Origin of the sequence: Nostoc sp. (genome assembly GCF_036917655.1) — a bacterium.
In the GTDB taxonomy this organism is placed as follows: domain Bacteria; phylum Cyanobacteriota; class Cyanobacteriia; order Cyanobacteriales; family Nostocaceae; genus Nostoc.
The window spans coordinates 1-25,494 of the sequence record NZ_JBALCY010000016.1; the positions used below are offsets into that span (position 1 = coordinate 1).

Annotated in this window: 19 protein-coding genes and 1 other RNA gene; 7 read left to right on the forward strand and 13 right to left on the reverse strand. The window is 41.4% G+C overall.

All coding sequences use genetic code 11. The features are described 5' to 3' along the window. Nucleotides 1–16: 16 nt before the first annotated feature. A complete protein-coding gene (locus V7K30_RS09070; RefSeq protein WP_334998761.1) occupies nucleotides 17–1,156 on the reverse strand; it encodes a hypothetical protein in 1,140 nt (379 codons plus the stop codon). Nucleotides 1,157–1,482: 326 nt separating this feature from the next. On the opposite strand from V7K30_RS09070, the gene V7K30_RS09075 reads away from it, so the two are divergent. Continuing rightward, entirely contained in the window at nucleotides 1,483–1,740 is a 258-nt protein-coding gene (locus V7K30_RS09075; RefSeq protein WP_334998762.1) for a hypothetical protein, read from the forward strand. Nucleotides 1,741–1,782: 42 nt separating this feature from the next. On the opposite strand, the gene V7K30_RS09080 is transcribed toward V7K30_RS09075, so the two are convergent. The 6 genes from V7K30_RS09080 to V7K30_RS09105 form a co-directional block, all read right to left on the reverse strand. Beyond that, nucleotides 1,783–2,160: a response regulator transcription factor gene (locus V7K30_RS09080; RefSeq protein WP_334998763.1), complete on the reverse strand. Its 378-nt coding sequence runs from the start codon at nucleotides 2,158–2,160 to the stop codon at nucleotides 1,783–1,785. Nucleotides 2,161–2,217: 57 nt separating this feature from the next. Continuing rightward, nucleotides 2,218–3,321, reverse strand: a complete 1,104-nt coding sequence (locus V7K30_RS09085; RefSeq protein ID WP_334998764.1) for a response regulator — start codon at nucleotides 3,319–3,321, stop codon at nucleotides 2,218–2,220. A 1,360-nt stretch (nucleotides 3,322–4,681) separates the two neighbouring features. Next, nucleotides 4,682–5,173: a hypothetical protein gene (locus V7K30_RS09090; RefSeq protein ID WP_334998765.1), complete on the reverse strand. Its 492-nt coding sequence runs from the start codon at nucleotides 5,171–5,173 to the stop codon at nucleotides 4,682–4,684. 290 nt (nucleotides 5,174–5,463) lie between these two features. Further along, nucleotides 5,464–5,832, reverse strand: a complete 369-nt coding sequence (locus tag V7K30_RS09095) for a pentapeptide repeat-containing protein (RefSeq protein ID WP_334998766.1) — start codon at nucleotides 5,830–5,832, stop codon at nucleotides 5,464–5,466. Between the two features lie 146 nt (nucleotides 5,833–5,978). Then, nucleotides 5,979–8,564, reverse strand: coding sequence for a GAF domain-containing protein (locus V7K30_RS09100; RefSeq protein ID WP_334998767.1), 2,586 nt, complete (start codon nucleotides 8,562–8,564; stop codon nucleotides 5,979–5,981). Nucleotides 8,565–8,886: 322 nt separating this feature from the next. After that, nucleotides 8,887–16,044 (reverse strand): AAA family ATPase, encoded by a 7,158-nt coding sequence (locus V7K30_RS09105; protein ID WP_334998768.1) that lies wholly within the window; start codon nucleotides 16,042–16,044, stop codon nucleotides 8,887–8,889. Between the two features lie 271 nt (nucleotides 16,045–16,315). Here V7K30_RS09105 and V7K30_RS09110 point away from each other — a divergent pair, with 271 nt between their 5' ends. The 3 genes from V7K30_RS09110 to pstS all read left to right on the forward strand — a co-directional run bounded on the left by V7K30_RS09110 (nucleotide 16,316) and on the right by pstS (nucleotide 19,795). Continuing rightward, entirely contained in the window at nucleotides 16,316–17,056 is a 741-nt protein-coding gene (locus V7K30_RS09110; RefSeq protein WP_334998769.1) for a cytochrome c biogenesis protein CcdA, read from the forward strand. Between the two features lie 52 nt (nucleotides 17,057–17,108). Further along, nucleotides 17,109–18,509 carry a cytochrome c biogenesis protein gene (locus V7K30_RS09115; RefSeq protein ID WP_334998770.1) on the forward strand — a complete coding sequence of 467 codons (1,401 nt, stop codon included), beginning with the start codon at nucleotides 17,109–17,111 and terminating at the stop codon, nucleotides 18,507–18,509. 188 nt (nucleotides 18,510–18,697) lie between these two features. Continuing rightward, the gene (gene pstS, locus V7K30_RS09120; RefSeq protein WP_334998771.1) at nucleotides 18,698–19,795 is read left to right on the forward strand and encodes a phosphate ABC transporter substrate-binding protein PstS; all 1,098 of its coding nucleotides are present in this window, start codon (nucleotides 18,698–18,700) and stop codon (nucleotides 19,793–19,795) included. Between the two features lie 37 nt (nucleotides 19,796–19,832). Here the strand turns inward: pstS and queF are convergent, their stop codons facing one another. The 6 genes from queF to V7K30_RS09150 all read right to left on the reverse strand — a co-directional run bounded on the left by queF (nucleotide 19,833) and on the right by V7K30_RS09150 (nucleotide 22,247). Beyond that, complete coding sequence (gene queF, locus V7K30_RS09125; protein WP_334998772.1) at nucleotides 19,833–20,246, reverse strand: preQ(1) synthase; 414 nt, start codon at nucleotides 20,244–20,246, stop codon at nucleotides 19,833–19,835. A gap of 89 nt (nucleotides 20,247–20,335) precedes the next feature. Then, a complete protein-coding gene (locus V7K30_RS09130; protein WP_334998773.1) occupies nucleotides 20,336–20,734 on the reverse strand; it encodes a hypothetical protein in 399 nt (132 codons plus the stop codon). Nucleotides 20,735–20,877: 143 nt separating this feature from the next. Next, entirely contained in the window at nucleotides 20,878–21,264 is a 387-nt protein-coding gene (locus V7K30_RS09135; protein WP_334998774.1) for a phasin family protein, read from the reverse strand. Nucleotides 21,265–21,289: 25 nt separating this feature from the next. Then, nucleotides 21,290–21,386, reverse strand: an RNA gene (ffs, locus tag V7K30_RS09140) — signal recognition particle sRNA small type. 37 nt (nucleotides 21,387–21,423) lie between these two features. Then, nucleotides 21,424–21,690, reverse strand: a complete 267-nt coding sequence (locus V7K30_RS09145; protein WP_322648458.1) for a YciI family protein — start codon at nucleotides 21,688–21,690, stop codon at nucleotides 21,424–21,426. Between the two features lie 221 nt (nucleotides 21,691–21,911). Then, nucleotides 21,912–22,247: a KGK domain-containing protein gene (locus tag V7K30_RS09150; RefSeq protein ID WP_334998775.1), complete on the reverse strand. Its 336-nt coding sequence runs from the start codon at nucleotides 22,245–22,247 to the stop codon at nucleotides 21,912–21,914. Nucleotides 22,248–22,351: 104 nt separating this feature from the next. Between V7K30_RS09150 and V7K30_RS09155 the strand changes: the two genes are divergently transcribed. From V7K30_RS09155 to V7K30_RS09165, 3 genes are all read left to right on the forward strand, one after another. After that, a complete protein-coding gene (locus tag V7K30_RS09155) occupies nucleotides 22,352–22,903 on the forward strand; it encodes a 2'-5' RNA ligase family protein (RefSeq protein WP_334998776.1) in 552 nt (183 codons plus the stop codon). A gap of 64 nt (nucleotides 22,904–22,967) precedes the next feature. Further along, entirely contained in the window at nucleotides 22,968–24,197 is a 1,230-nt protein-coding gene (locus V7K30_RS09160; protein WP_334998777.1) for an ABC transporter substrate-binding protein, read from the forward strand. A 636-nt stretch (nucleotides 24,198–24,833) separates the two neighbouring features. Beyond that, the gene (locus V7K30_RS09165; RefSeq protein WP_334998778.1) at nucleotides 24,834–25,229 is read left to right on the forward strand and encodes a hypothetical protein; all 396 of its coding nucleotides are present in this window, start codon (nucleotides 24,834–24,836) and stop codon (nucleotides 25,227–25,229) included. Nucleotides 25,230–25,494 lie beyond the last annotated feature (265 nt).

Sequence of the window (25,494 nt, forward strand, 5' to 3'; positions counted from 1 at the left end):
AATAGCTGCGATGCTTTTAGTAAGTTTTTAATACAATTTTTAATCTTATTTTACGGGCATAGCTAATAATTTGGCATAGTAAGTACTGAAGAACCTGAATAAAGAATTGGTCATCTTGGATTTTCTCAATTGTTCCCTGATACCAATCCTGATCATCATTGTCCCATATTTCTACTGTTTTGCTGATTTCATACTGATTGTTATCTGACTTGACAGCAGATGAAACATCTTGAATAGGTTTTTGCTCCTCTTGTTTAATTTCCTCTTTTACTAAAGTATAGGCTTGCAAAATCAAGCTGCGAGCAACACTTTGAATTCCCGTATGTTCGTAGTAATTGGTAGTTTGATCTAGGAATGCTGCGACAAAATCTAAATTATCATCAGCAATCTGGATAAAATTACCCAAATGACTAGAAATTGATTGCGGGGTTATGCCTGTTTTGGATACTAAGTTATTCATCCAGCCTTGCACAGAGTTAAAACCCTGAGTTATGAAACCAACTTTATCTGAGGGATTACTGCCTGGGAGAAAGTTATTAATGGCTAAGAAAACAGGATTTTGAGTTATTACGCCAGCATCAGTGCCACTAATAATTTCCTGAATTTTGCTGAGAAAGTTGGGGCCTAAGGGTAAAATTCCGTCTAGACAAACTAGAGCCACCATCCGCATTAGGGATGCATTTTGATAGTTGTTAGCTAGGGAATTAGCAAACTCTTGGGGATTAGGTTGAGGAATGCCATTTAGTTTGCAAAAGGCAATGATTTCGACGGCGATTTTCAATACTAAGTCAATGGATTGAGTTACATCAGCTTTCGGAGTAATTTTACCTAAAAAAGATAGAAATCCGATTTTCTCACTAACTTTATTCGCTAAAGCTGCCGCTCCCATAGCTGTGTCTGCCTTATCAATTGTTTGATAAAGTTTGATTGCAAACTGGTAGCCTTGTTGAGGATCTTCGTATAGAACAACAGCGCGATCGCGGATTTTCTGAATTATCTTAGCATCGGTTTCTCCAGTAATGCTGCGAATATTATTCTCAAACCCCACCAAATTGCTCCACTCACCTGGTACTACATAATCGAGAGCCTTTAAAACTTTGACAGTGATATTGTCAGTCGGTAATTCGTCAACCAACTGAATAATTGATTTATCCATTAGCCGATCCTCAAAACTCAAAATATTTTTACAATCCAGTTCAAATAAACCCACAACAACCAATGCCAGTTATTACCCTACGGGAAGCCTTTCTCTGGTCAACGCTGCGCGAATTACTGAACCGTATTAATAGAGTTCCCTGACCTGACCAAAAAATAACAACTGGCGATCGCTAGCCAAAAGCTCACTTCTCAATACTGCTCGGTTAAGAAATTTATAGGTCATTTTCAGCCCGTTTTTCCTCTTTGAGCGGATTGTCAAACCCAGTCCTCACTGCGGCCGATGGCTTCCAAGCCTGACCAGTCGGTAGGAGTGCCTTCACACTCATGGATTTTCACCGCACTGCCGATGGTGTAAGCCAAGTACTGTGCCAAAGTACTTTTCCCCGTTCCCATTTTGCCGATGATCATCACCTGTTTACCCTCAATCGCGGCAAACTGAACAATATTGCCTTATATCCCAATACGCTTGGGTTAAAGCCAAAAATCTTAACCTGCGTAGGTTGGGTTGAGGAACGAAACCCAACATTTTTCGTGGTTTGTTGGGTAACACGAATGTTCAACCCAACCTACAACTATCCTTAACCCAAGCGTATTGCCTTATACTCCACAAACTAATTTGTAGGTTTATGCCTCAAGTGATTGAATGACACTCAGTAGCTGCTCAGGCGTATATGGCTTAGTTATATAGGCGTCAGCACCTTGCTTTTTTGCCCACAAGCGGTGAATTGCCTGATTTTTGCTACTGCAAATTACAATAGGCACTTTTTGATTAGCTGAATTTGTTTTGATGAAGCGACACAATTCAAATCCACTCATTCCCGGCATTACTACATCAGTAACAATCGCATCTGGCTTTGATTCTAAGATTATTTCTAGAGCTTCTTTGGCACAACTTGCCTTAATTATATTGTAACCCCGATCGCTGAGATAATGACTAATTAATTTCAATTCACTCAGGCAATCTTCTATAACCAGAATGGTAGCGATCCAGGTAATACTCAACCTTAAATCTCCAAAAAAATATGTTAGTCAAGTGGAGTTATTTTTTATATTAGGAAATTAAACAATATGTTGAAAGATGACTTTTAGTAAATCTCCTTGTGTAAAAGGCTTGGTTAAATAGCCTGATGCTCCGACCATCTTAGCTTTAGCTCTATCTAGAAATCCTACTTTTGCTGACACCATAATCACAGGTATTTTTTTAAAATGTGAGTGTTTACGCAGCAAAGAGCAGAGTTCGTATCCGTCTAAATTAGGCATCGAAATATCCAATAAAATTATGTCGGGTTTTATACGGATAATCTGCATTAAAGCTTTCAAAGGATCGGTGACTCCGACAACAGAAAAGGTTTGCTCATCTAAATAACTTTTAATAGTATTCAGTACTGTAGGGCTGTCATCAATACAGAAGATTGTGTAGAGTTTTTTGCCAGCTGGCGGTTGGCTGATTCGCTGATCCCTATGTTCATTAGTATTAATAGAGTAGGCTGCTGGTTTATAGCCGTTTGTTCTAGGTAACTTTGGTGTAGTTTTGGCTTGAGGTTGTAGCTGATTTATTTGGAACAATTGTGAGGGGTGCGATTGAGAAGTTGGCGATGTCTGACGATAAGCCACTTCTCTACGAGAGGCTTCCCCAACGCTTCGCGGTGTTTGACATCGTTCAACTAGTAAGCGGAGATTTAGATGACAAAACTTTGGCATGTCATCCAGAAAGCTTTCAGGAATAAATTCATAACTCCCTTCTTCTAAGTTCAGAAATGACTCCAGAACTTCTAGCGCCAATTGCTCTATCAGTATCGCCGCTTGAGAGGGACTGATATATTTCTGATTGACTAACCAGCAAATAGCCAGATAATCTGGGTTTGGTATTGCCTGATTTTCAATACCAGTTTCAAATATCGCCCGCAACTGTTCTTTGATTCCGCCAGGGAGAGTAGAAATTTGCTGACTCAAGCGTTGCAAATTCCTGTAAAGCGGCTCAAACATTTTCTCTGAGTAGCAGGCATAAATTAGTTTACCCTCGTCCATATATATTGACCAAGAGCCTGACGTGCTAAACACCTGTAAACAACCAGTAACCGACTTACCAGTTATTTTTTTCAAAAGAGATAGGGGCTGGAGCTTTTGGAAAAATCTGTATCTACTAATCGGAAGTGTCTTCATTGGGATGGCTCTGGAATAAAATTAACATTTGCAGGCAAAATTAGTGAATTACCTTTTCGGAATTCACCGCGACTTTGTTGGAAGTACTGTCAGATAAATATAGCGGTCACATTTGAGTTAGTACAGAGATTCCACACCCCCCAACTCTTAATTCACCAATCTCTGTTAAGCTATAATGCACAAGTTACAACTAAACCAATTCATGCTTTTGTCCAATAGCAAAATTGCCCGACTAGTTGCCAGGATATAGTATTTCAAAAATTAGATTGGTTTTCTGTATCTTTCGCTAATCTAGCCAATCTAACAGTAACTCAAGTGCCACGCACAGACCATTGGCTCTCGCCCATCAGTCACAAAAGCATCATTGTTCTCCGTATTTTGCAGCTTAAAATTGTAGATACTTTAGTTCTCTTGCAAAAGTTTTTTTGCCCCTAATGGTAAAGTCTGGAGCGACCAAAATCTACTGTAACGTAGACGGAAATGGCTCTCCATCAAGGCTTTTAGTCCGTGCTGACGAACTATGTTTTTGTAGCCGTGACGAAAGTCGTCGGGTACTTTTGTTAGAAGTTTATTCTTGAGGGAAACTTCATCAAGAGAAAAAGTATTATTAAAAACTAAGCATTCAAAAAGTTCAATATCTTACTTAGGTTTGTGATTGTAGAGCAACTCTTAGTGTTGGGATTGGGCAAAATTATCACTTGCACAACAAGAATGATAATTTTCGATCAAGGATGATTTAGCTGATAATTGTTGCCATGATGGTGTGTGGTGAGATGCACAGGCGACCAGTTCAGCACAAGGGAATCTCTTCATAAGTACTAGAAACGGGTTCTAATATTGTGTGGGGCTAAATAGTCACCCTGCACAACTTGGAGTGACAATTTCAAGAACTTACAGCGATATTCTTGATTGCTAGTACATACCTGCAAAATAGCTATTTTCAGCTAGGTGGTAGATAACAAGTAACGTACTCACTAAAATTCAGGTTACTATAATTTTCAAAAAAAGTTAGCAGAAATATATAAACTTCATGATAAATCAGTAAAGGAAATATGAAAACTAATTAATATAATCTTTCAGTATTTATTTGTTCAGATGTCCTGAAAGCCTGAAAATGTACAGTAAAAGATAATTTTGTCTGCTTATTGAATTATACTTATAAATGAATGAATCATTTTATGGTAGCAATTTGCCCGAAAAATCTCAAGTTTTAAAAGTCACAAATAAAAATACAAAATTGTCCGCGTTCGCATTCATTAACCCATAAGATATATGTAGCAAAAAGACGCAAAGAAATTATTTGCGTCTTCCGCGTGAGATTGAAAAATGGACATTCTCACCGTTATACTTCTCCATCTACTTAAAATTGCTCCCGCCAGCACCAGCTTAAAAGTGTGCCACCAGCCACCAGCTTAACTACTTCCAGTACCCAATAACTGCCGTGTAGTAAATTCATTGTCGATGGAATAGCAGCGGCAGCTTCAAATAGGTTGAGTTGAACTCCTATAGCGCACATTTGCGGAGTTAAGAAATAGGTGTCAAGCACAGCTATAGTTAGCAGCAGCCCAGATAAAACAATACTGCCAATACGCCAGTGATATCGGGTTTTGCCCAAAACTAGTGCCCCAGTCAATACTACAGCAGCAGATAATAATTCCATCCGATTGAAGTTCCAAAAAATCGTATAGCCTGCTGTCGTAAAACCAGCTTGGCTCATCATCCCAGAAATATAAAGGCTAGGCATAATTACCCAGTCTAAAACTAGACTAGCACTGAGCCAAAAGCCCAAAGTCAATATGATCGCGGTTTGCCAAATTGGCCGTTTGAATTCAAGGTTAGAAATAGCAGTCATAAAATAATTGCGTGTGTTGTATTCTTAGTTTCTAACTTCACCAGCAGTTTGACAAGAAATATCAACTAACCTTTACAAAGCGATTGCTGTTAATTCTGAACTCAATCCCAAGATTTTTAAACTTAGTTGATAAATATTAAGATATTTAAAAAGTAATTTAAATAAAGTTTATCTGTTAGAAATACTCAGTTTTTTCTATCGAAATTAACTGGTCAAGCAAGATCGATAGCAATAGCAAGGGAGATCCTTTAGTTTATTCTCTGCTAGCAAGCACAGAAACCTAGCATCATTCAGGCTTCCCAATAAGTTTCTTCAGTGATGACATTGCCATCCGGCATCGTGGTGTTGCAAAGCAAAACGTTCTCCAACAATCCAGAGTATAAATTAATGGCTCCGGACAATTTGACATCAGTAAAATCTGTGGTTCGCCATTCCACTTCCAAGAGGTTAGTGCCATTGAATTTGCAACCAATCAGCCTTACACCTCGCAGCTTGCTGTACATAAAGTTACTGCCACTCAAATCAGCCCCAGTCAGGTCGGTGCTGCTCAAGTCAGCGTTAGTCAGATTAATCCCACTCAAATTAGCTCCACTCAAGTCAATACCACTGAAATCCCGTTCCCCAGCAGCATAACGTTGCAACAATTCCTCAGCACTCATAGTTACCTCGTTCCTAGTCTCTGCTTGGGAATGGCTAATGTACGGGCTGCCGCCTCCTGAATTTGCGGCAGAGCCGCTTTTAATGCATTTCCAGCCTGTGGCTGGAAACGAGGACATGATATCAGAGGTCAATTTAGCAACGTTACTTATTTTTCCAGAAATGTCCAGACTCCTTCATCCCAATCTGATTCTGTTGGGGGTGATTGTAACCAATGCTGACAACGCAACAGATGCAACATAGCAGCTTTGTCCTGATTGTCTGCTGCCAAAACATTAGCAAACTCAGCTCTTGCAAGATAAAACTCCCGCTTGAGGTAATATTCGCGCCCTTTCTGATAATGCTCAATCACTTGCAATTTTTCGCTTTCAATCGGATTGGAACGCAAACCCAGTAATTCATATATGGCTACTGGCTCATTTCTGCCCTTGACACGAATGTAATCTAGTTCCCTAGCCCAAATATAATCTTGGCATGGTTTAAAAGTGTTATAGCTAATAATAATGTCGCAACCATACTGTTTACTGACACTTTCTAATCGGGAGCCAAGATTAACGCCATCGCCAATGGCGGTAAATTCCATTCGCTTGCTAGAGCCAATATTTCCACTAATGACAGTATCAGAATTGATGCCAATGCCGATCTTGATTTTGGCCTTATTAACTGCTTGGCGACGGAGATTAAATTCATGCAGGCGAACGCGCATTTCTAAGGCTGTTTGCACTGCCATCCAAGCGTGTTCTTGCAGCGGTAGGGGAGAACCAAACACAGCCATGATGGCGTCGCCGATATATTTGTCAAGGGTGCCTTTATGTTTAAAGACTGCCTCCACCATTGATTCAAAATATTCATTGAGCATACTCACCACTTCTTCTGCTTCCAAGCTTTCGGTTAAAGTGGTGTAGCCGCGAATATCGGAAAATAAAATCGAAACTTCTTTGCGAGCGCCTCCTAGTTTAGCATCATCCAATTTCAGCAATTCTTCGGCTAATTCCTGGGTCATGTAGCGGTACATCGTACTCTTGAGCCGCTTCTCATCACTGATGTCTTCCATCACCACCAGCGCCCCACGGATTTGCTCGTGGTCGCTAGCATCGGCAATTGTGTTAATCGATAAATTAATACTGTGCGGTTTTATGCTAGTACTTATGAGTGTGCGATCAGGGTAATATTGCTGGCGGCCTTTTAAGTCAACTGCATGTAAAGCATCCTGATACCACTTGCTAAAGTCACCTTCTTTAATGGCGATCGCATCAGTAACTAATTTACCTTCTAAACGGTCTTCTGGCTCCAGTCCTAGCAAACGCTTGGCACTTTCATTGGCGGCAATAATTAATCCAGTTTTATCAGTGGAAACCACTCCATTAGAAAGACTACGCAGAATATCCCGTTGCATTTGTTCTTGTTGCTTGACTGTGGCAAACAATTGGGCATTATGTAGTGCTACTCCTGCTTGAATATTAAAAGCTTCCATGAACTCTTCATCGTTGCGGTCAAAGCTAGCTTGGAAGCAGTCGGGGGCTTTGGGCCAATCAGCTGGATTATAAGGGGGAAAATCACCAGACTTCTTTTTATTTACAAGCTGGGTAACGCCAATTAGTTGTTCATCGCCGTTAAATACTGGCATACAAAGCAAGCTACAGGTGCGATAGCCATTTTCCTCGTCGAATTTTCGGGATGTCTCCGAGTCAGGATGGTTGTGCAAGTCAAAAGCAATATTGAGTTTCTTGCCAGAAACCGCCACTAGACCAGCAAAGCCTTTACCTACGGGGACTCGCAACTCTTTAGTTGAACCATCGTCCTGGGTGATTTTCGTCCACAATTCATCGCGATCGCGGTCTATTAACCATAGTGTACTGCGATCGGCATTCATCAGTTCCTTAGCTTCATCCATCACCCGCTTCAGGGTGTCTTCTAAGTCGAGACTGCTTTGAGAGAGTGACTTGATCGCCTTCATCAGCGCCGCCACTGCTCTTTGTTTTTGGGTAGCTACATAAAAAGAGCGCGAGGATTCTAAAATTAGGCGAATCGAAGGAGCAAATTCTTGAAATAATTGTTCGTCAGCATAGACAAAACCTTTGGTATCAATGCGCTCTGCAAGTGGAGCATCGTGATTATTCTTAGATTTTAATTTATTCAGTAATTGCACTACCGCAACTAATTGCCCATGTTCATTCAACAATGGCAAAGCCAGCATGGTGTAGGTGCGATAGCCAGTTCTTTTTTCTTGTTCTTGGGCAAAATGCGATCGCGGGTCACTATAAAAATCAAAGGGAATATTGATAACTTGCTTGAAGGTGGCGACTTCCCCAGCAATGCCTTTATCAGCAGGGATGCGGATTTCTAAAGAGCGATCGCCCTCCCCCTCTGCCAGAATTGACCAGAGTTCTTGTTTTTCTTCATCCAATAAAAATATCGTCGTCCGGTCTGCCCCCAGTAATTCCCCGGTTTTTAAGGTAATCGAATGCAACATTTCTTGCAGAAGAGTTTCAAACCCATGAGAATCCAGCATTGACAGGGTTTGATGAACAATCTGTAATTTTTGTTCGACATCCTGAACTACCTGTTTAAAAGTATCCTGAGTCAGGGGAGCAAGAAACGTAGAAAAAGTTCCTTGTCTTGTGGCAAGAGCACCCACAGGAGCAGAATTTGCTTGTAATTCGCGGTTTTCTTGGTTGTGAACACCAATAATCAAATCGGTGGTCTCCCCACAACTTCCTTGATACACTGACATAGCCGGTTTTTTATATAGCAGGATGAGATTTTAGATTTAACAATGAAATAAAATTTATGTAAGTGGTGCTAAAAGCAACAATTGCTTGATATTATCCATAGTTTAATCGCTTGTTTAGCTAGCGTCATCCTGTGGAGTCAGGGGGAAGTCAAGCAATTTGGGATTTTGGATTGCCAATTTTGGATTGAAACAGACCACTCCAGAAGAGTTGGGGCTTAAGGATTTTAAATTTGGGATAATGGAATTGTTCCGCCCACGCTTTGGCGGGGCATGAACCGAAATAATTTTTAATTCTTTAATTCTTTAATCTAATTCAGAAAATTTATTTTTGTAATAAGTCTAATAACGCGATCGCCTTCACTAATTCTTCTGGATCTACAGGCTTGGAAATATGCTGTTGAAATCCGACAGCGATCGCTTGCTGCTGATCCATCTCACCAGCATAGGCAGTTAAAGCGATCGCGGGAATTGTCCCGCCTTGCTCTGGTTTCAGACTCCTCACCTTTCGCATCAGCATATAACCATCCATTTCTGGCATTCCGATATCGCTGATGATCAGATTTGGCTGGGATTGACTCAGGGCAGTTAAAGCGGCAATGGCTGAGGCTGCAACGACAACAGTTGCACCATATTGTTCTAGCATGAAGGGCAAAAATTCTCGCATATCTGCATCATCATCCACCACGAGAATCTCTAAGCCAGACAGGGGCAAAGACTGAGCTGCCACAAGTGAGGAGTCATCTTTTGCATCCTTGATTCCTTTGCTTTCATCCTGTAAACATGGAAGTTTGACGGTGAAAGTTGCTCCTTTACCTTCGCCCAGGCTTTCTGCTTGAACAGTTCCCCCGTGAAGTTCTACAAGATGGCGAACGATCGCTAATCCTAAACCTAAACCGCCAAATTTTCGAGTTGTTGCACCATCTGCTTGACGGAAATAATCAAAGACATAAGGTAAGAACTCAGGTACAATCCCCTTCCCGGTGTCAGTGACGCAGATTTCTACCTGTGAGCCGACTTGCTCTAATTTAATTTTTACCTCTCCCCCGGTAGGAGTAAACTTAATGGCATTGGAAAGGATATTCCAAATGACTTGTTGCAATCGATTGGCATCGCCTAAAACTGGCCCGACACCAGATTCCAGAATTGTCTGAATCTGGATAGACTTAGCCTCCCCCGATAAACGCACTGTCTCGATCGCAGCTTCAATCACTGATACCAAATTAATCGGGTCGAAGTTAAGGTTAAGTTTACCCTGAAGGATGCGGGAGACATCAAGCAAATCTTCAATTAATTGAGTTTGTAACTTGGCATTACGCTCAATAGTTTCTAGGGCGCGATCGCTTGTTGCTTGATCAAGCTTGCGGCTCCGCATCAGTTTTGCCCAACCCAGAATCGGGTTAAGCGGTGTTCTCAATTCATGAGACAGCACAGCTAGAAATTCATCTTTGACGCGATTTGCTGATTCCGCAGCGCTGCGTGCCGTTCGTTCGGCTTCATAGAGATGAGCGCGAGCGATCGCTTGGGCGCATTGTTGAGCAACAGCCAAGATAAATGCTTGATCTTCTCCACTAAGTTGTTGAAGTTGAGTAAATCCTAAATTTATACCTCCAACTGCCGAACCCTCCACCATCAAGGGAATAGAAATCCAGGCATCAATGTCATATTGGGCGTAAGCTTCAGCTAGATGAGGGTAACGAGCTATTCTATTTTCTCTCGATTCAGCCCAAATAGGTTGTCCACTCCGCACAGCTTCTGCTAGAGGGGAGCGTGAATCAATGGAAAAATGCCGCCAAGTATCTACCAAATCTTGGTTATAACCAACCGCATGGACAATTTCTAGTTCAGTTTTACTTTCATTCAGCAAGGCGACGAGGGCACAACTAGCTCCCAAGGCAGCCATGCTCTGCTCTACAATGACTTCAGATACTTGGGCTGGTGTCAGCAATTCTGAAAGGGCAGCCGTGATCGATTGGAGACGGGCAATGCGCTCCAGGGCGATTTCTGCCGTTTTTTGTGCTTGCTGCGCTTCTTGGTAAAGGCGGGCATTATCGATGGCGATCGCAGCTCGATGGGCAACATCTTGCGCTAGTGACAAGTCAGCCGTGCTGTAACAACGTTCTGATTCCGCAGTAAAAAAGGAAATTGCACCAAAAATTCTTTCCCGTGCCATCAAGGGAAAGATTATACAGGACTTTAAACCAATTTCACGCACAATCCTTAGATGTTCTGCATCTGGGATACCTGCTGCTAGGGCTACATCTGAAATTTCAGCTACCATTTCAGCAATTCCTGTACGCAGGACTTTAGGCACACCTTGAGGCTCATCCAACTTTCTAGGATAATGCTGATGAAGTTCCCAACCGAGTTTAACTTTCTCTGGATCTCGGTGAGCAACTGCTACTCGATTAATTGATTGGTTGTCTTGTAGCAGATCAACGCTGCACCAATCAGCGAAGTAAGGCACAACCAGATTGGCCACACTTGCTAGCGTGCTTTCGTAATCAAGGGAAGAGGCGAGGGTTGCACTAACTTGAGCCAAAAATGCTGCTCGTTGCTGATCGGCTTCTGCTTCCTGTCGGGCGGCTTGCTCTTGAATCAGTTGGACACGTTCGGCTTCAGATTGTTTGCGAGCGGTGATATCAAGCACAACACCACTCATGTGTGTGGCAATACCCGCTTGGTTGAAAAAGGCTTTTCCCCGACACGCTGCGTAGCGGATACTGCCGTCATCTTGAATAATTCGATATTCTAAATTATGTTCCACGCGATCGTTAATCGCTCGACTCAAAGATTGAGCCAGTAATTCTCGATCATCTGGATGCAAACGAGCTAAAAGTGCTTCAAAGCTGCCAGCAAAGGTTTCAGGTGTTAACCCAAATAGTTGATAAATCTGCTCATCCCAGTCAAAGCGATCGTTGACAATATCCCAACGCCAAACACCGATTTGGGCAGATTTTAACGCCAAATTGAGTTGTGCTTGGCTGTCTTCTAGACCTTGATAAAGACGAGCATTTTCTAGAGAAATAGCAATTTGAACTGTTAAAATCTCCAGGGCTGAAAGTTTTTCCTGTGTAAAAGCACTGGGGATGAGATTGTTTTCTAAGTATAAAATACCAAGTAATTTCGACTGACGTGCGATCGGCAAACAAAGTACAGATTTAGGTTGCTTTTGAATCACATACTCATCTTCCGAAAACAGATTTTGCTCAGTGGCATTCTGCAAAATCACTGTTTCTTGAGTTCGTTGAACATAATTCAGCATTGATTGCGGAATAACCTGTGAAATTTCGCCCTTTAATACAGGTCGAGAAACATTGAGCTTTTCTGCTTGGGAATTAACCTTAGCTTCTACTTCGATCACCATATTTTCCTCGTGTTCAAGCAACAAATAACCGATTTCTGCTCCTGCTTGTTCGATGACAATTTGCATTAATGTCTTCAACAACCGCGAAAGCACAATTTCACTAGATATGCTTTGAGACGCTTTAACTACTGATAAAAAGTCTAGGTGTTCGCCTGTGGTGATAAACGTTCCGTTAGAGATAAGCTGTTGTGGTAATAGCTGAGGATAGGATTCTTCGAGATGCTTGACTTTAGCAAATGCCTCCCAGCGCATATAGGCATTTTTAGCTACTTGCAAGTAGGTTTGGGCAATTAATTCAAACTCCCGCTCCAAGTAAAACTTAGCAGCTAGCTCATTAGCTAAAGCTTCATATTGCACAAATCCCTGCTCACGGGCTGAAGCAATTGATTGCTCATACAGGCGCATTGCTTCCAAGTCCCTACCTTGAATCCGAGCTATTTCAGCAGCCACTAATTGAGACTTATGTAAGAAGTTTGCAGGGCAGTGGTTAGCCCAGTATTGCAATTGCTGCTGATGGGATTCTAGCGTTTGTAAAAACTGTTCTTGCTCTTGAGAAGATACTGTTCCATAAAGAGCCGTTAGAGTCAGTGAGTAATATAAAATATAATCTGTTTCAATTGGTAATGCCAGTGTTGAAACTAGAAGTTTTGATAATTTTAAGGCAAAATTCAGTGCTTCTGCATACTGTCCATAGGTAAAAAAGATAATTAATTTGATAATTTTATAAAAAATAATTCCACTGATAAAACCTGCATCTGTAATAATAGACAAAGCGCGTGATTCATCAAATTCATCATTACTTAAAGTAAGATTTTGGTGAGTGAGTCCGCGCAGATTCATCAGTAGCATTTGCTCTAATCTGATTGTCTGATAGACAGCCTCATGTTTAGACTGACGGGCAAAGGCGGTGTATTTTTCTAGAGATTTGTATGTATCTGAAAGTGGAGAGCCTAATTGGATAATTTGCCAGGAGCCTTGATAGCCGTTGTAGTTTGCCATCGTTACATCACCTGCTTCCACACAGCCGATAAATCCCCGTTCTAAAAAGGGAATATCGGTGGCAATATGGTTACACCAAACGTTGATATGACTTCCATGAATGTGTAGAACAACTCCTCTAAGTTTCAAGTCATGCAACTTTTCATTCAATTGAATTGTTATCTTAGAAAATGCGTAGCCTGTAGGAATATCATGGAAGATGGAAACCAACAACATGGCATACATACTATAAGCGAAACAGGAATCTTCCGTATTACCAAACTTGAGTGAGTAGTTAACAGCTTTAAGTACGACTAACGGAAAGAGATCAGGTCTACCGAGATAAGTAGGTGGCCCCAAAGTCGTCAATAGACTAATTAATGTCTTAATATTCGGATCTTGGATTACTGGAGCATTAATTAAATCAGAGACTTGTCTCTCACCTAAATTTATTAATATCTGGTTTCTTTCAATTATGATCGCACTTTGCACTTGCTCATTTAAATCAGGGAGGATCACCCCAAAAAGTTTTAAAGCTTCTAATCCCAGTGTCAGCGCCTCTTCATATCTACCTGCAACTTGGTAGAGTCTGATTTGCAATATATAAATATTGGATTTTCCCACATGAGATTCTGTTTTGAGCAATAGGAGATCAAATAATTCTTCCGCTTGCTCTAAATTTCCTGTTAAAAATTCACACTCAGCCAATTCTCTAAATAAAGTAAATGTTTGTTCGTATTGTTGAATCCAGGCATTTTCAGCCAAAAGATTCATGGCAACGCTAAAAAATATTTTAGCAGGAGTGTAGGCTGTGGAAGCTTTTGCTTTCTTGCCAGCGATTAAATTTAATCTTACCAATTCATCTTTTTCTGTTTGTTCAACAATCAGATCCACAGCGAGATTGAGTTGATTGACTAGATCAAAAATTTGCTCATTCACTTCTTCATCACTAGCATTCTTCAGCAAAAGTCGCCCAATCTTCAAGTGAACAGCCGACTTTGATTCATCCGCAATTAAGGCATAAGCAGCTTGTTGAACTCGGTCATGGTAGAAACGATAGTTTTTATCAACACTTTCATCTGACTCAATACAAATAATTAATCCTCTTAAAATTCCTTCAACCAGTGCATTTGACGTTTCTTCAATAGATTGTTCGCCAACAAGTGCCAAAACTTCTAAATCAAAGCGATTACCGATACAGGAGGCTAACTTAAGCACCTGTTGAGTTGCAAGTGGCAATTTTTGCATCCGCCCAATCATCAAACTGACAATATTATCTGTAATCCCTTGGGCTTGAATCTCAGCTAGATTCCATTGCCACTCACCTTTACTTCCGCCCTTAGCAAGGGGAGCCAGTGCGTTGGGCGGCTCTGCCGACTTGAAGCATCTGGCGTGGGATTGAGGGGGGTTAAAATTCAGTAGATTTTCTTGATGGAGTGTTTTGAGAAATTCATTGACAAAAAAAGGATTCCCGTCAGTTTTTTGGATAATCAATTGGGCAAGAGGTTCTACTTGTTCTGCTGAACTATGTAAGGTATCAGCAATCAACTGATTTACATAGGCAAGATTCAACGGTGGAAGAATAATTTCAGTTGTTATTGCACCATACTGGCGAACCTTATCCATCATCAAACTAAAGGGATGGACAACATCTACTTCGTTATCTCGATACACCAAAATGAAGCAGAGATATTGGATACTAGATCCAGTAATGATCGTTTGAATTAAATTCAAAGTAGCGCTGTCTGTCCACTGCATATCATCTAAGAAAACAACGAGTGGATGCTCTTTTTGAGCAAAGACGCTGATAAAATTCTGAAGCACCAAGTTGAATCGGTTTTGAGATTCAGCAGGCCCCAACTCTGGTATAGGAGACTGTTCTCCAACGATTAGTTCAACTTCTGGAATTACATCTGTGATTAGTCTACCATTGTTTCCTAATGCTACTTGTATTCGCTTTTTCCAGGTGGCAAGTTGAGCTTTAGGCTGTGTTAAAATTTGTCGAACGAGTGTTTGAAAAGCTTGAACAATGGTGGAATAAGGAATATCTCGTTTGTGCTGATCAAACTTACCACAGATAAAAATCCCACGTTCTTTGACAATGGGTTTGTGAATCTCCTTCACAAGAGTTGATTTACCAACCCCAGCATAGCCAGAGACGAGAATGATTTCTGGTTTTCCTTGGCAAACAACTCGCTCAAATGCTTCGAGAAGCTTGGCAATTTCTTGTTCTCGCCCATACAATTTCTGGGTAATTTGAAAGCGCTCTGAGATATCTTGCTCACCCAAAACAAAGGACTGGATTTGTTCGGTTGTCTCCAATTGCTTTAAGCAGCGTTCCAGATCAAATTGCAAACCTAAAGCGCTCTGATACCTCTGTTCTGCCTCCTTCGAGAGCAATTTCATCATGATGTCACAAAGCATTTGCGGAATATCAGAGTTCAGCTTTGTCGGCGATGGCGGAGATTTGGCGATATGACAATGCATCCACTCTAAGGGGTCTTTGCCTTGAAACGGTAGCTGACCTGTGAGCATTTCATAAAAGGTGACTCCCAGAGAATACAAATCGCTGCGATGGTCAATTCCTCGATTCATCCGCCCGGTTTGCTCAGGTGACAAATAAGGTAAACTGCCTTCAATGCAACTGGAACTACTAACCCTTTGCTGCTCATAGGGAATGAAGGCAGCAATACCAAAATCGGCGATTTTGACCTGATTAGTTTCGAGGTTAACTAAGATATTTTGCGGCTTAATATCCTTGTGGACAATGTTAAAAGTGTGGATTTGTGCGAGTTTTCTGGTGATTTCAATGGCAATCTTCAGAAATGGAACAGGCTGTTGAAATTGGTCTAGCAACTGGTCGAGCGATCGCGCCTCAAAATCCTCCATAATTAAATAAGGAATTCCCTGGTGCATCTCTAAGGCGTAGGCAATGAGTGCTGCTGTGGTGTTTAACCTTTGAGCGATCGCATACTCATGTTTGAGTTGTTCAATATTATTCGGTGTACACTGTTCTGGACGTAGTACTTTGATAATTACCGGACACTGATCTTTAACTTTAATTCCACGGTATATGACTGCTTTTACCCCTGCTTTTAACAAAGTGACAATTTGAAATCCGGGTAATGCAATCATCATGCCAAATACTCCAGCCGTGGTTCTTCAGGGATAATGTGAGACTACAGTAATTTTCAGGTAATTAAATCATAAGGTAAGGTAGCACAGCTGGGAGCTACAAAAGATTATGCTTCAAATAGTTGAAAAAGGTTGTAATTCTATTGTAAATATATTTCCTTGGGCAGATGAAATTTAGATGATATCAGCTTTGCATAATTACTTCTGCTGACTCTACATCCAAAAATAAGCTAAAATTCAAGCAGAGTAAGCATTTTCCGCTCAGAAACTCCCCATGCTTGATAACCTGCAAACCCAAATTTACCAATTAGAACAATTTGCCAACAGCCTTGTTTCTAACCAACTGACACACCTTAGCCTGATGAGTATTGGTATCATCTTTGCAGCTGGCTTGCTCACCAGTCTCACACCCTGTATGCTTTCTATGCTACCAATTACCATTGGCTACATCGGTGGTTATGAAGCCAAAAGCCGCTTGCAAGCAGCTGCCCAATCAACTTGGTTTGCTTTCGGATTAGCAACTACATTAGCAGGGCTGGGAATTATAGCAGCTTTTGTGGGAAAAGTCTACGGTCAAGTGGGAATTGGTTTGCCGATTATCGTCAGCATTATCGCCATTCTCATGGGGCTGAACTTACTGGAAGCACTACCTCTGCAATTTCCATCCTTGGGTGAAACCAATTGGATTTCGCCAGATTTACCAGCAGGATTGCGTTCCTATTTGCTGGGGCTGACTTTTGGCTTAGTGGCATCCCCTTGTAGCACGCCTGTTTTAGCCAGCTTACTAGGTTGGATTGCCAATACACAAGACTTAATTTTAGGCGCTGTTTTGCTACTTTCTTACACAGCCGGTTATGTCGCACCATTGATTTTGGCGGGTACTTTTACAGCTTCAATTAAAAAGTTACTAGAATTGCGTCGCTGGTCTGGTTGGATTAACCCAGTTAGCGGGGCGCTGTTGGTAGGATTCGGTGTATTTTCCTTAATTTCTCGGATTCCCCTTGGCAGTTTTTAATTTAATTCCTTAATCAGGATTTATATCAACACCTTTTTAGATTTTACACCTAATGACTTTAGAAGATTCAGCATCAAAAGAATTAAAATGGTGGGCAGTACCTGGGCAGTTTTTACGACAAGAGCTTTTGCCTGTATTGACTAACTTACGACTAGCGATCGCACTACTGCTATTGATTGCAATCTTTAGCTCCACCGGTACTGTAATTGAACAAGGTCAGTCACCCGCATTCTACCAGGCTAACTACCCAGAACATCCAGCTTTATTTGGTTTCTTAACTTGGAAAGTAATTCAGGTAGTTGGGTTAGACCACGTATATCGTACTTGGTGGTTTCTGGCATTACTCATCTTATTTGGTACTAGCTTAACTGCTTGTTCTTTTACCCGTCAGTTACCAGCCTTAAAAGCTGCCCAGCGCTGGAAATATTACGAAGAACCACGGCAATTTCAAAAGTTAGCTTTGAGTGCAGAACTAGATACTGGTTCCCTGAATTCTCTGTGCCAAATATTAGAGAAACGCCGCTATAAAATTTTTCAAGATCCAGAAAAAGAAAACCTCCTCTACGCCCGCAAGGGAATAGTCGGACGCATCGGCCCAATTCTCGTTCATATTGGCATCGTCGCTATTCTGCTAGGGGGAATTTGGGGGGCGATGACTGGGTTTCTGGCTCAGGAAATGGTTGCCAGTGGCAATACATTTAAAGTTACAAATATTGTAGATGCCGGCCCTTTAGCAGCAGCCCAAGTCCCGAAAGATTGGTCTGTGCGCGTCAATCGTTTTTGGATTGACTACACTCCATCTGGCGGTATTGATCAATTTTATTCGGATTTGTCTGTCTTAAATAATCAGGGAAAGGAAGTTGACCACAAGAAGATTTTTGTCAACGAACCTCTGCGCTATCATGGCGTAACTTTCTATCAAACTGATTGGGGAATCGCAGCTGTTCGCGTTCAATTTAACAACAGCCCGATTTTTCAGCTACCGATGGCGCAATTGAACACCAACGGTAACGGGCGCATTTGGGGAACGTGGGTTCCTACTAAACCCGATTTGAGTGAGGGTGTCTCCCTATTAGTCAAAGACTTGCAAGGGATGGTATTAATTTATGATGCTACCGGCAAACTTGTTGATACCGTCCGCGCTGGGATGTTCACCGAAATCAATGGCGTGAAACTCAAAATTCTGGATGTGATTGGTAGTACTGGCTTACAAATTAAAGCTGATCCAGGCATACCAATTGTTTATTCAGGGTTTGGCTTACTAATGTTGGGTGTGGTGATGAGTTACTTCTCTCACTCCCAAATATGGGCATTGCAAAAAGGCGATCGCTTATATGTGGGTGGCAAAACTAATCGCGCCCAAGTTGCTTTTGAACAAGAGGTTTTAGAGATTTTAGATCGGCTAAGTTCACAGCCAAAAGGTGAGGAGAAACAAACGGCGATTGAAGTTTAAACCCAGAGGGACGCAAAGTAATCCTCCGCGTTCCTCTGCGATTTACTTTGCGCCCCTACCCTGCGGGAAGGCGTTCGCGTAGCGTCTCGTAGAGAAGCGCCTATGCGTTTAAAAGTTATTTATTACATTACAATTAATCACGCCCACACGCTTAAAATTGGGAAATTATTAGAGGTATTTATTAAACATTGCAACAAAAGATTTCCATATCTGCTCAACTTCAATCCCAGGGACGCGTTTACCTTCTACCTTTAATCGCTATCTTGTTGAGTATTGCTTCTTGCACTGCCAATAATCGAAACATCAAACATATTTCCCTTGTTGGTGCCGGGGCAAGTTTTCCCGCGCCTTTGTACGAGCGCTGGCTTTCAGATTATAACCAGCAAAATCCTGATGTGGAAATTAACTATCAAGCTATAGGGAGCAGTGCTGGAGTGCAACAGCTCATCGAAGGTACTGTGGACTTTGCAGGTAGTGATGTGGGAATTACAAATGAACAAGCAGCCAAGATAAAACGGGGAGTCATCGCTTTACCTCTAACTGCCGGTTCTATTGTGCTGGCTTATAATCTCACACCAGTTGCACACCAGTCGCCTCAAGTCAATGTGTCAACTGCTCTCAGGCTACCACGCCAAGTTTACGTAGATATCTTTCTCGGAAAAATTACAAATTGGAATCATCCTAAAATAGCCGCAGCTAATCCAGGCGTAAGTTTGCCCGATTTACCGATTCAGGTAGTACACCGAACTGATGGGAGTGGGACTACGAGCGTGTTGACGCAACACCTAAGTGCTATAAATCCAGAATGGAAAAGCAAAATTGGGGGTGGTAAATCTGTAGCATGGCAAGTGGGAATTGGTGGAAAGGGTAACGAAGGTGTTACCGCCCTGATTCAACAGATACCAGGAGCTATTGGCTATGTCGAGTATATTTACGCAAAACAAAATAAACTTCCTGTGGCTACTTTAGAAAATAAATCTGGTAATTATATTACCCCGACACCAGAATCTGTAGCTCAAACCTTAGAGACAATCAAATTACCCTCCAATAACTTGATTGCTTTTGTCACCGATCCTACAGGTGCCCAGTCTTATCCCATCGTCACTTACACCTGGCTTTTAACTTATCACCAATATCCAAACCGAGTCAAAGGGCAAGTGCTGAAAAACTTTGTTAATTGGGCTTTGATTGAGGGGCAAAAATCCAGTTTAGAACTCGGATATATTCCTTTGTCTAAAAAAGTTGTGCTGCAAGTGCAGACAGCTGCAAAGAAAATTGCTGAATAAAGCCGATTAATGCCGTCTGCGCTAATCAGTGATGATGTTACTTTTTATGTCGTACTTCAACCACAGTATGTACATTACCGCGAGGCGTAAAATCTGCTTTCACAGTGACTTCTAACGGATCACAAGCAGCTACAAAATCATCCAAAATTTGATTTGCAGATTCTTCGTGGGAAATGTAGCGATCGCGGTAACTATTAATATAAAGCTTAAGTGCCTTCAATTCCACTACCCGTTCATCAGGCACATAGGTAACGTAAATTGTCGCAAAGTCAGGATAGCCGGAAAACGGACATTTACAAGTAAATTCCGGCAAAGTAATGTTGATGTCATATCGCCTCCCCACACGCGGATTCGGAAAGGTAATTAGTTTGCCTTCCGCAATGTCGCGTTCGCCATACTTAATTTCTTGGCTTGTCTGGGATACACTTTCAGGTAATTTATCAGTTGTCATTTGTCATTTATCATTTGTCATTGGTTATTTTACCCGTCTTTACGTCCTTTTAGTAATTATTGTACAGACGCGATTAATCGCGTCTCCCCTCAATACTCTTCCTTCTCCCAGTCTGGACAATTCTCATCTTCACAACCGTGGGGATGCATGGCACAAACTAACAAATTCCCACCATAAACTTGGCCGTGGTAGTGACTACAACCCATACAAGCAGGATTTTTTTCGGCTGTGGGTTCAACTGAATAAGGAAAACCCGGATCTACATCTGTTACAATGTCTTCCAGTTCCCAGTAAGCCTCAAACATTGGTTCAGCCAAATCCTGTAAATACTGATCGACATCAGTGACAATATTAGGGACTTGCTCGGTCATTTCTTCCGTTAGCTCAAAAAAAGCGTCTACCATTTCACTCATTCCCAGGAAGAAACGCTCTAGTTCATCAGCTACTGTTTCGACAATTTCTACTAAATCCTTTTGCCACTGTTCCATAAACTTGACGCCCTTACAGGCTATAAACAGGACGGTTTGTGCTATCTGGCTTGAAGCACTAAAGTACGCACTAGGCAATGTATCTTATCAAGTTTCTATCTGAAGTGCCACTTATTACTGATATTTCGATCAAAGAATGCTTTTTATTGATCGCGTTGCAATCGTTTTAACTCGTCTTGCAGGTCTAGCACTTCTTGGCGTAATTTATCTACGTTCTCATCAGTTGATGCCTCTTTCACCGTTGGTTCTTCATCATCCTCTAGAATTTCAATGCGACGAGGTTCAGAAGAGGGTGTTTTCTGAGAGGTTTCAGCAGATGCTTGGGTCTGTTGGGCTTGCTTCATCATATCTTCAACGAAGCGGCGGGCTTCTTCTGTATTCATTTCGCCCTTTGCAACCATTTCATCTGCCAGTTTTTGGACTTGCGATCGCACTTGGGCTAATTTTCCCCCTGCTTTCTCACCTGCGTAAGAAGCTAATCCAACACCGAGGTAAAAAGCTCTTTGAACAATATCTCCAAAACCAGGCATTGTTGCTGAACACTCCTAAAAATAGGGCGACCCGGAGACTACGCCTATCACAAGCCTCCCGTGTTGCTGCTACCTTCCGGTTCTGACAAGATTTGGGTGTTGCGATCGCATAGATCCAGGTCTTCTAAAAGCATAACATTAAAAGTCAGTAAGTGTGTGTTATTCCATAACAATTCGCCATTCATAAAGCTGATAGTTGACGCAGCCGTGTTTTACCAATGGGTCATCAGCTACAATTGCTTCTGCTTCATCCTTTGAGGCTGCCTCAAACAGCAACATCCCGCCTCTTTGCTCTGCCCAATAGCCTGTTCGTGCTTTGTGTCCTTTAGCAATCAAGTCCTGAATGTAGGCTTTGTGGGCAGGTACATATTGGTCAAAGGTAGGTTTATCGACTTTGCCTTCTTCAATTTTCACAAACCACGGCATTTGCTTCTTAACTCCAGTTGCAACAGACATCCTGCTTAAGTTATTACTATTTTTGAGTAGCATTTTAGTAGCAATATACACAAGCTACAGCAATTTACTGAAGATTGAAAGACCAAAACATAGAAGAAGACGAATAAAGCCATCCTACTTGCTCTGGCAAGGACGGCTTTCTCATGGATATGTCGCCTACTGTCTGCTAGCAGGTGACGCATCTGTGAATATTAGACCTCTAAGTGCGATCGCAGATCATCCAGTGGAGATGTCGAGTCAGTGGGAATCAGTGGTTTTGTTGGTGTCGGCTTGTCAGGAATAAATTCAAAGAGAATTCGGATTTTACCTTTCTGCCAGCCGCCACCCTGAGCTAGTAAAAGTTTACAGTTGACACCATTTACAAGCCAAGCTGAAGCCTTATCCTCTTGTAAGCTGCTGTTCCTATGCACCAAAGACTTCAGATGTTGCATCAATTCTTCACCTGTCGATGTTGAAGCCCCAGTAAAATTAGCATTCTGAGCCATAGAAACAACATCCTCATCGGACAGAATAATTTGATCGCTCATTTAGTTTTATCTTTCGTTAACACAACATGGCGGATCAAGCGCCAACTCGATCCGCCTTCTCTAAGCTTTCCCACCGATCACCAATTACTAAGGAATAAAATTAAATGAGCCGTTTTTTTGTCGCCCTTTTACCACCGCAAAACATTCAAGACTACGCCAATCAGATTAAGCAGTACTTTGCTGATCACTATGCTAGTAGTGGGGCGCTAAAGTCTCCGCCTCATATTACCCTGCAACCGCCCTTTGAATGGGCAGATGCTAACTTGCCACTGTTAGAAGCATCCTTAAAGGAGTTTGCTAGGGGACAACAGCCAGTAGCAATTACACTCAAGGGGTTTGATGCCTTTGCGCCTCGTGTCATATACATTAATGTAGTCAGAAGTCAAGAACTTTTGACTTTGCAAACTGATTTAATGGCTTATACAGAAGACAACTTGGAAATTGTTGACAAGGTTTCTAAAACCCGCCCTTTTGCGCCCCATATAACGGTTGCGTTTCGGGATTTAACAAAGCAAAACTTTCAAACTGCTTGGCCAGAGTTTAAAAAGCGTCAGTTGAATTTTGAGTTTACTGCCGACAAGTTAACGTTACTGCTTCACGACGGTAAGCGCTGGAATATTAAATCGGAGTTTGGTTTTTTGGCTACTGAGCAATGAGTAATATATTACTTAGATATTTTATACCAGGTATTATGCTAACAAATATCATCGTCATACATTTATGAAAAAAGCGCTTACATATCAAACTGCCTTACTATTTACATGCTCTATGCTCCTGGTAGCTTGTGGTAAAAGTGGCAGTAATGATGCAAATTCTGCAAATAATCCAACAGCGATAACAGGTGCAGCTAGTGCTATTTCTATCGGTATCGCCTTTGCACAAACGAGCAATGTAGCATTACTTGGTCAAGAGGGAACTGATGGAGTAAAAATTGCCCAAAAGTATTTTAATGACAAAGGAGGTATCAATGGTAGACCAATTAAATTAGTTTATCAAGATACTGGTGGCGATGAAGTTGGAGCCATTAACGCTTTTCAAACTTTAATTAGTAAAGATAAAGTTGTTGGTATTGTTGGCCCTACTCTATCACAACAAGCTTTTAGCGCTGACCCCGTAGCAGAACACAATCAAGTCCCAGTTATTGGAGCATCAAACACTGCTAAAGGCATTCCCGAAATTGGTGATTATGTAGCTCGTGTTTCTTCATCTGTTGCTGTCGTCGCTCCTTATTCGGTGAAAGCTGCAATCAAGCAAAATCCTAATCTGAAAAGAGTAGCTGTATTCTACGCTCAAAATGACGCTTTTAATAAGTCGGAAACAGAAATATTTCAGAAAACTGTTAGAAATTTAGGATTGGATTTAGTCACAGTCCAAAAGTTTCAAACTACAGATACCGACTTTCAAGCTCAAGCCAGCGATGCTATTAATTTAAAACCAGATTTAGCGATTATATCCGGGTTAGCTGTAGATGGAGGTAATTTAGTTAAACAATTACGAGAACTTGGTTATAAAGGAATAATTGTTGGTGGCAATGGTTTTAACACATCGCATATATTTTCTGTGTGCAGAGCGCTTTGTGATGGCGTGATTGTGGCTCAAGCTTATAGCCCTATGTATGCCAGTGAAATTAACACTGCATTTCGCAAAGCCTACCTTGAACAATATCATAGAGAACCACCCCAAGTAAGCGCTCAAGCTTTTGCTGCGTTACAGGTATATGTAGAAGCTCTCCAATCTTTAGATAAAAAAAGCAACATTAACAAATTGACACTGCCACAGTTGCGTACAGAATTGAATAAGCAGTTACTAAGAGGAAAATATCAAACTCCTCTCGGTGAAATTGCTTTTACACCAGTAGGTGATGTAATTCAAAAAGAGTTTTACGTTGCACAACTCAAGATGGAAGCAAACGGTGTCAATGGTAAGTTTTCTTTTTTAAAGGCTAATTAGAGTGCCAATATCGGTTGTACTTGACAATATTTTTGTCTCAAGCTTGCATTTCTTGTTATTTGACTACCATAGCATTTGTTAGCACACTTTTTATAGTGTCCCTTGAATAGCGCGGTTTCATTGCTTCTAGTGACTAATTTTCTTTTAGGTAATGCGATCGCAGTTCCCTTTTGCCAAGATGGTAAAATAGCTAACACCGATCGCAGCAGTTCTTGAAATAAGAGCGATACCGACGGCAGTCACTTGTTATAAAAAAAGTTTAAGTTTTTCTTACTAACTCTTAAACTGTTATTATAAATGCTAAATTTGTGGTTATTAATACTAAAGCATCCATAAGGAAAACTTAAGTTTTTCTTACTAACTCTTAAATTTTGATTATAGGTGCTGAAGTTGTCGTTACTAACACTAAAGTATTTATAACAAAAATTGAAGTTTTTGTGACTAACTTTGAAGGTGTTGTCATGAATGCTGAAGTTGTCGTTACTAACACTCGATCTGCCGTTAAGCGGAAGATAAATCACCAGAATTAACTATTGATTTGTCATAAAAAATACAATAGTTTGCGGATTATGCTGAAGCGATATTCAATTACAGTAAGGCAAACTAGCTTTATAAGCTTTTGACAGAAGTAAATTTATGTCTCGTAGAAAACTAATATCCCGCATTCTAGAAAAGGCTGAGTTAAGAGCCTCTGGATTGAAGGCGATTGATCCAACCATAGATTTTGGGGATGCTCACAACTTAAAAAGCTTGACACAACTCATTGAGCAGTTACGCACCAAAATTGATGCGTATAACAGCGCTCTATCCGTGATTGATTCTTCCCGAACTGAGATTGAAGAGTTGGAAACAAGCTTGGGTAATCTGACTGGGAAAATGTTGACAGGAGTTGCTTTCAAGTACGGTAACGATAGCCGCGAATATGAGATGGCGGGTGGTATTCGCAAAAGCGAGCGCATCCGCAAAAGCAGGATAACCCGCTTGAAAGGTGGCGTCAAGCAAACATCAAAAAAGAGCGATCAAACTGCTTAGTATCATTACAGCAGGAGTTAGGAGTAGAGACGCGATTAATCGCGTCTGTACAAGAGTTAGGAGTAGAGACGCGATTAGATGTAATAGATGCGATCGCTTGATTGCTTATTAAACCCAAAGAACCCCACCCCGCCAAAGCTATGCTTTGTCTCCCCTCCTCGCTTGCGGGGAGGGGATTAAGGGGTGGGGTGCAATGACTGTGGTCAATCGTAACTAATTATGCGGACATAATATAATAGATGTAATAGATGCGATCGCTTACCCC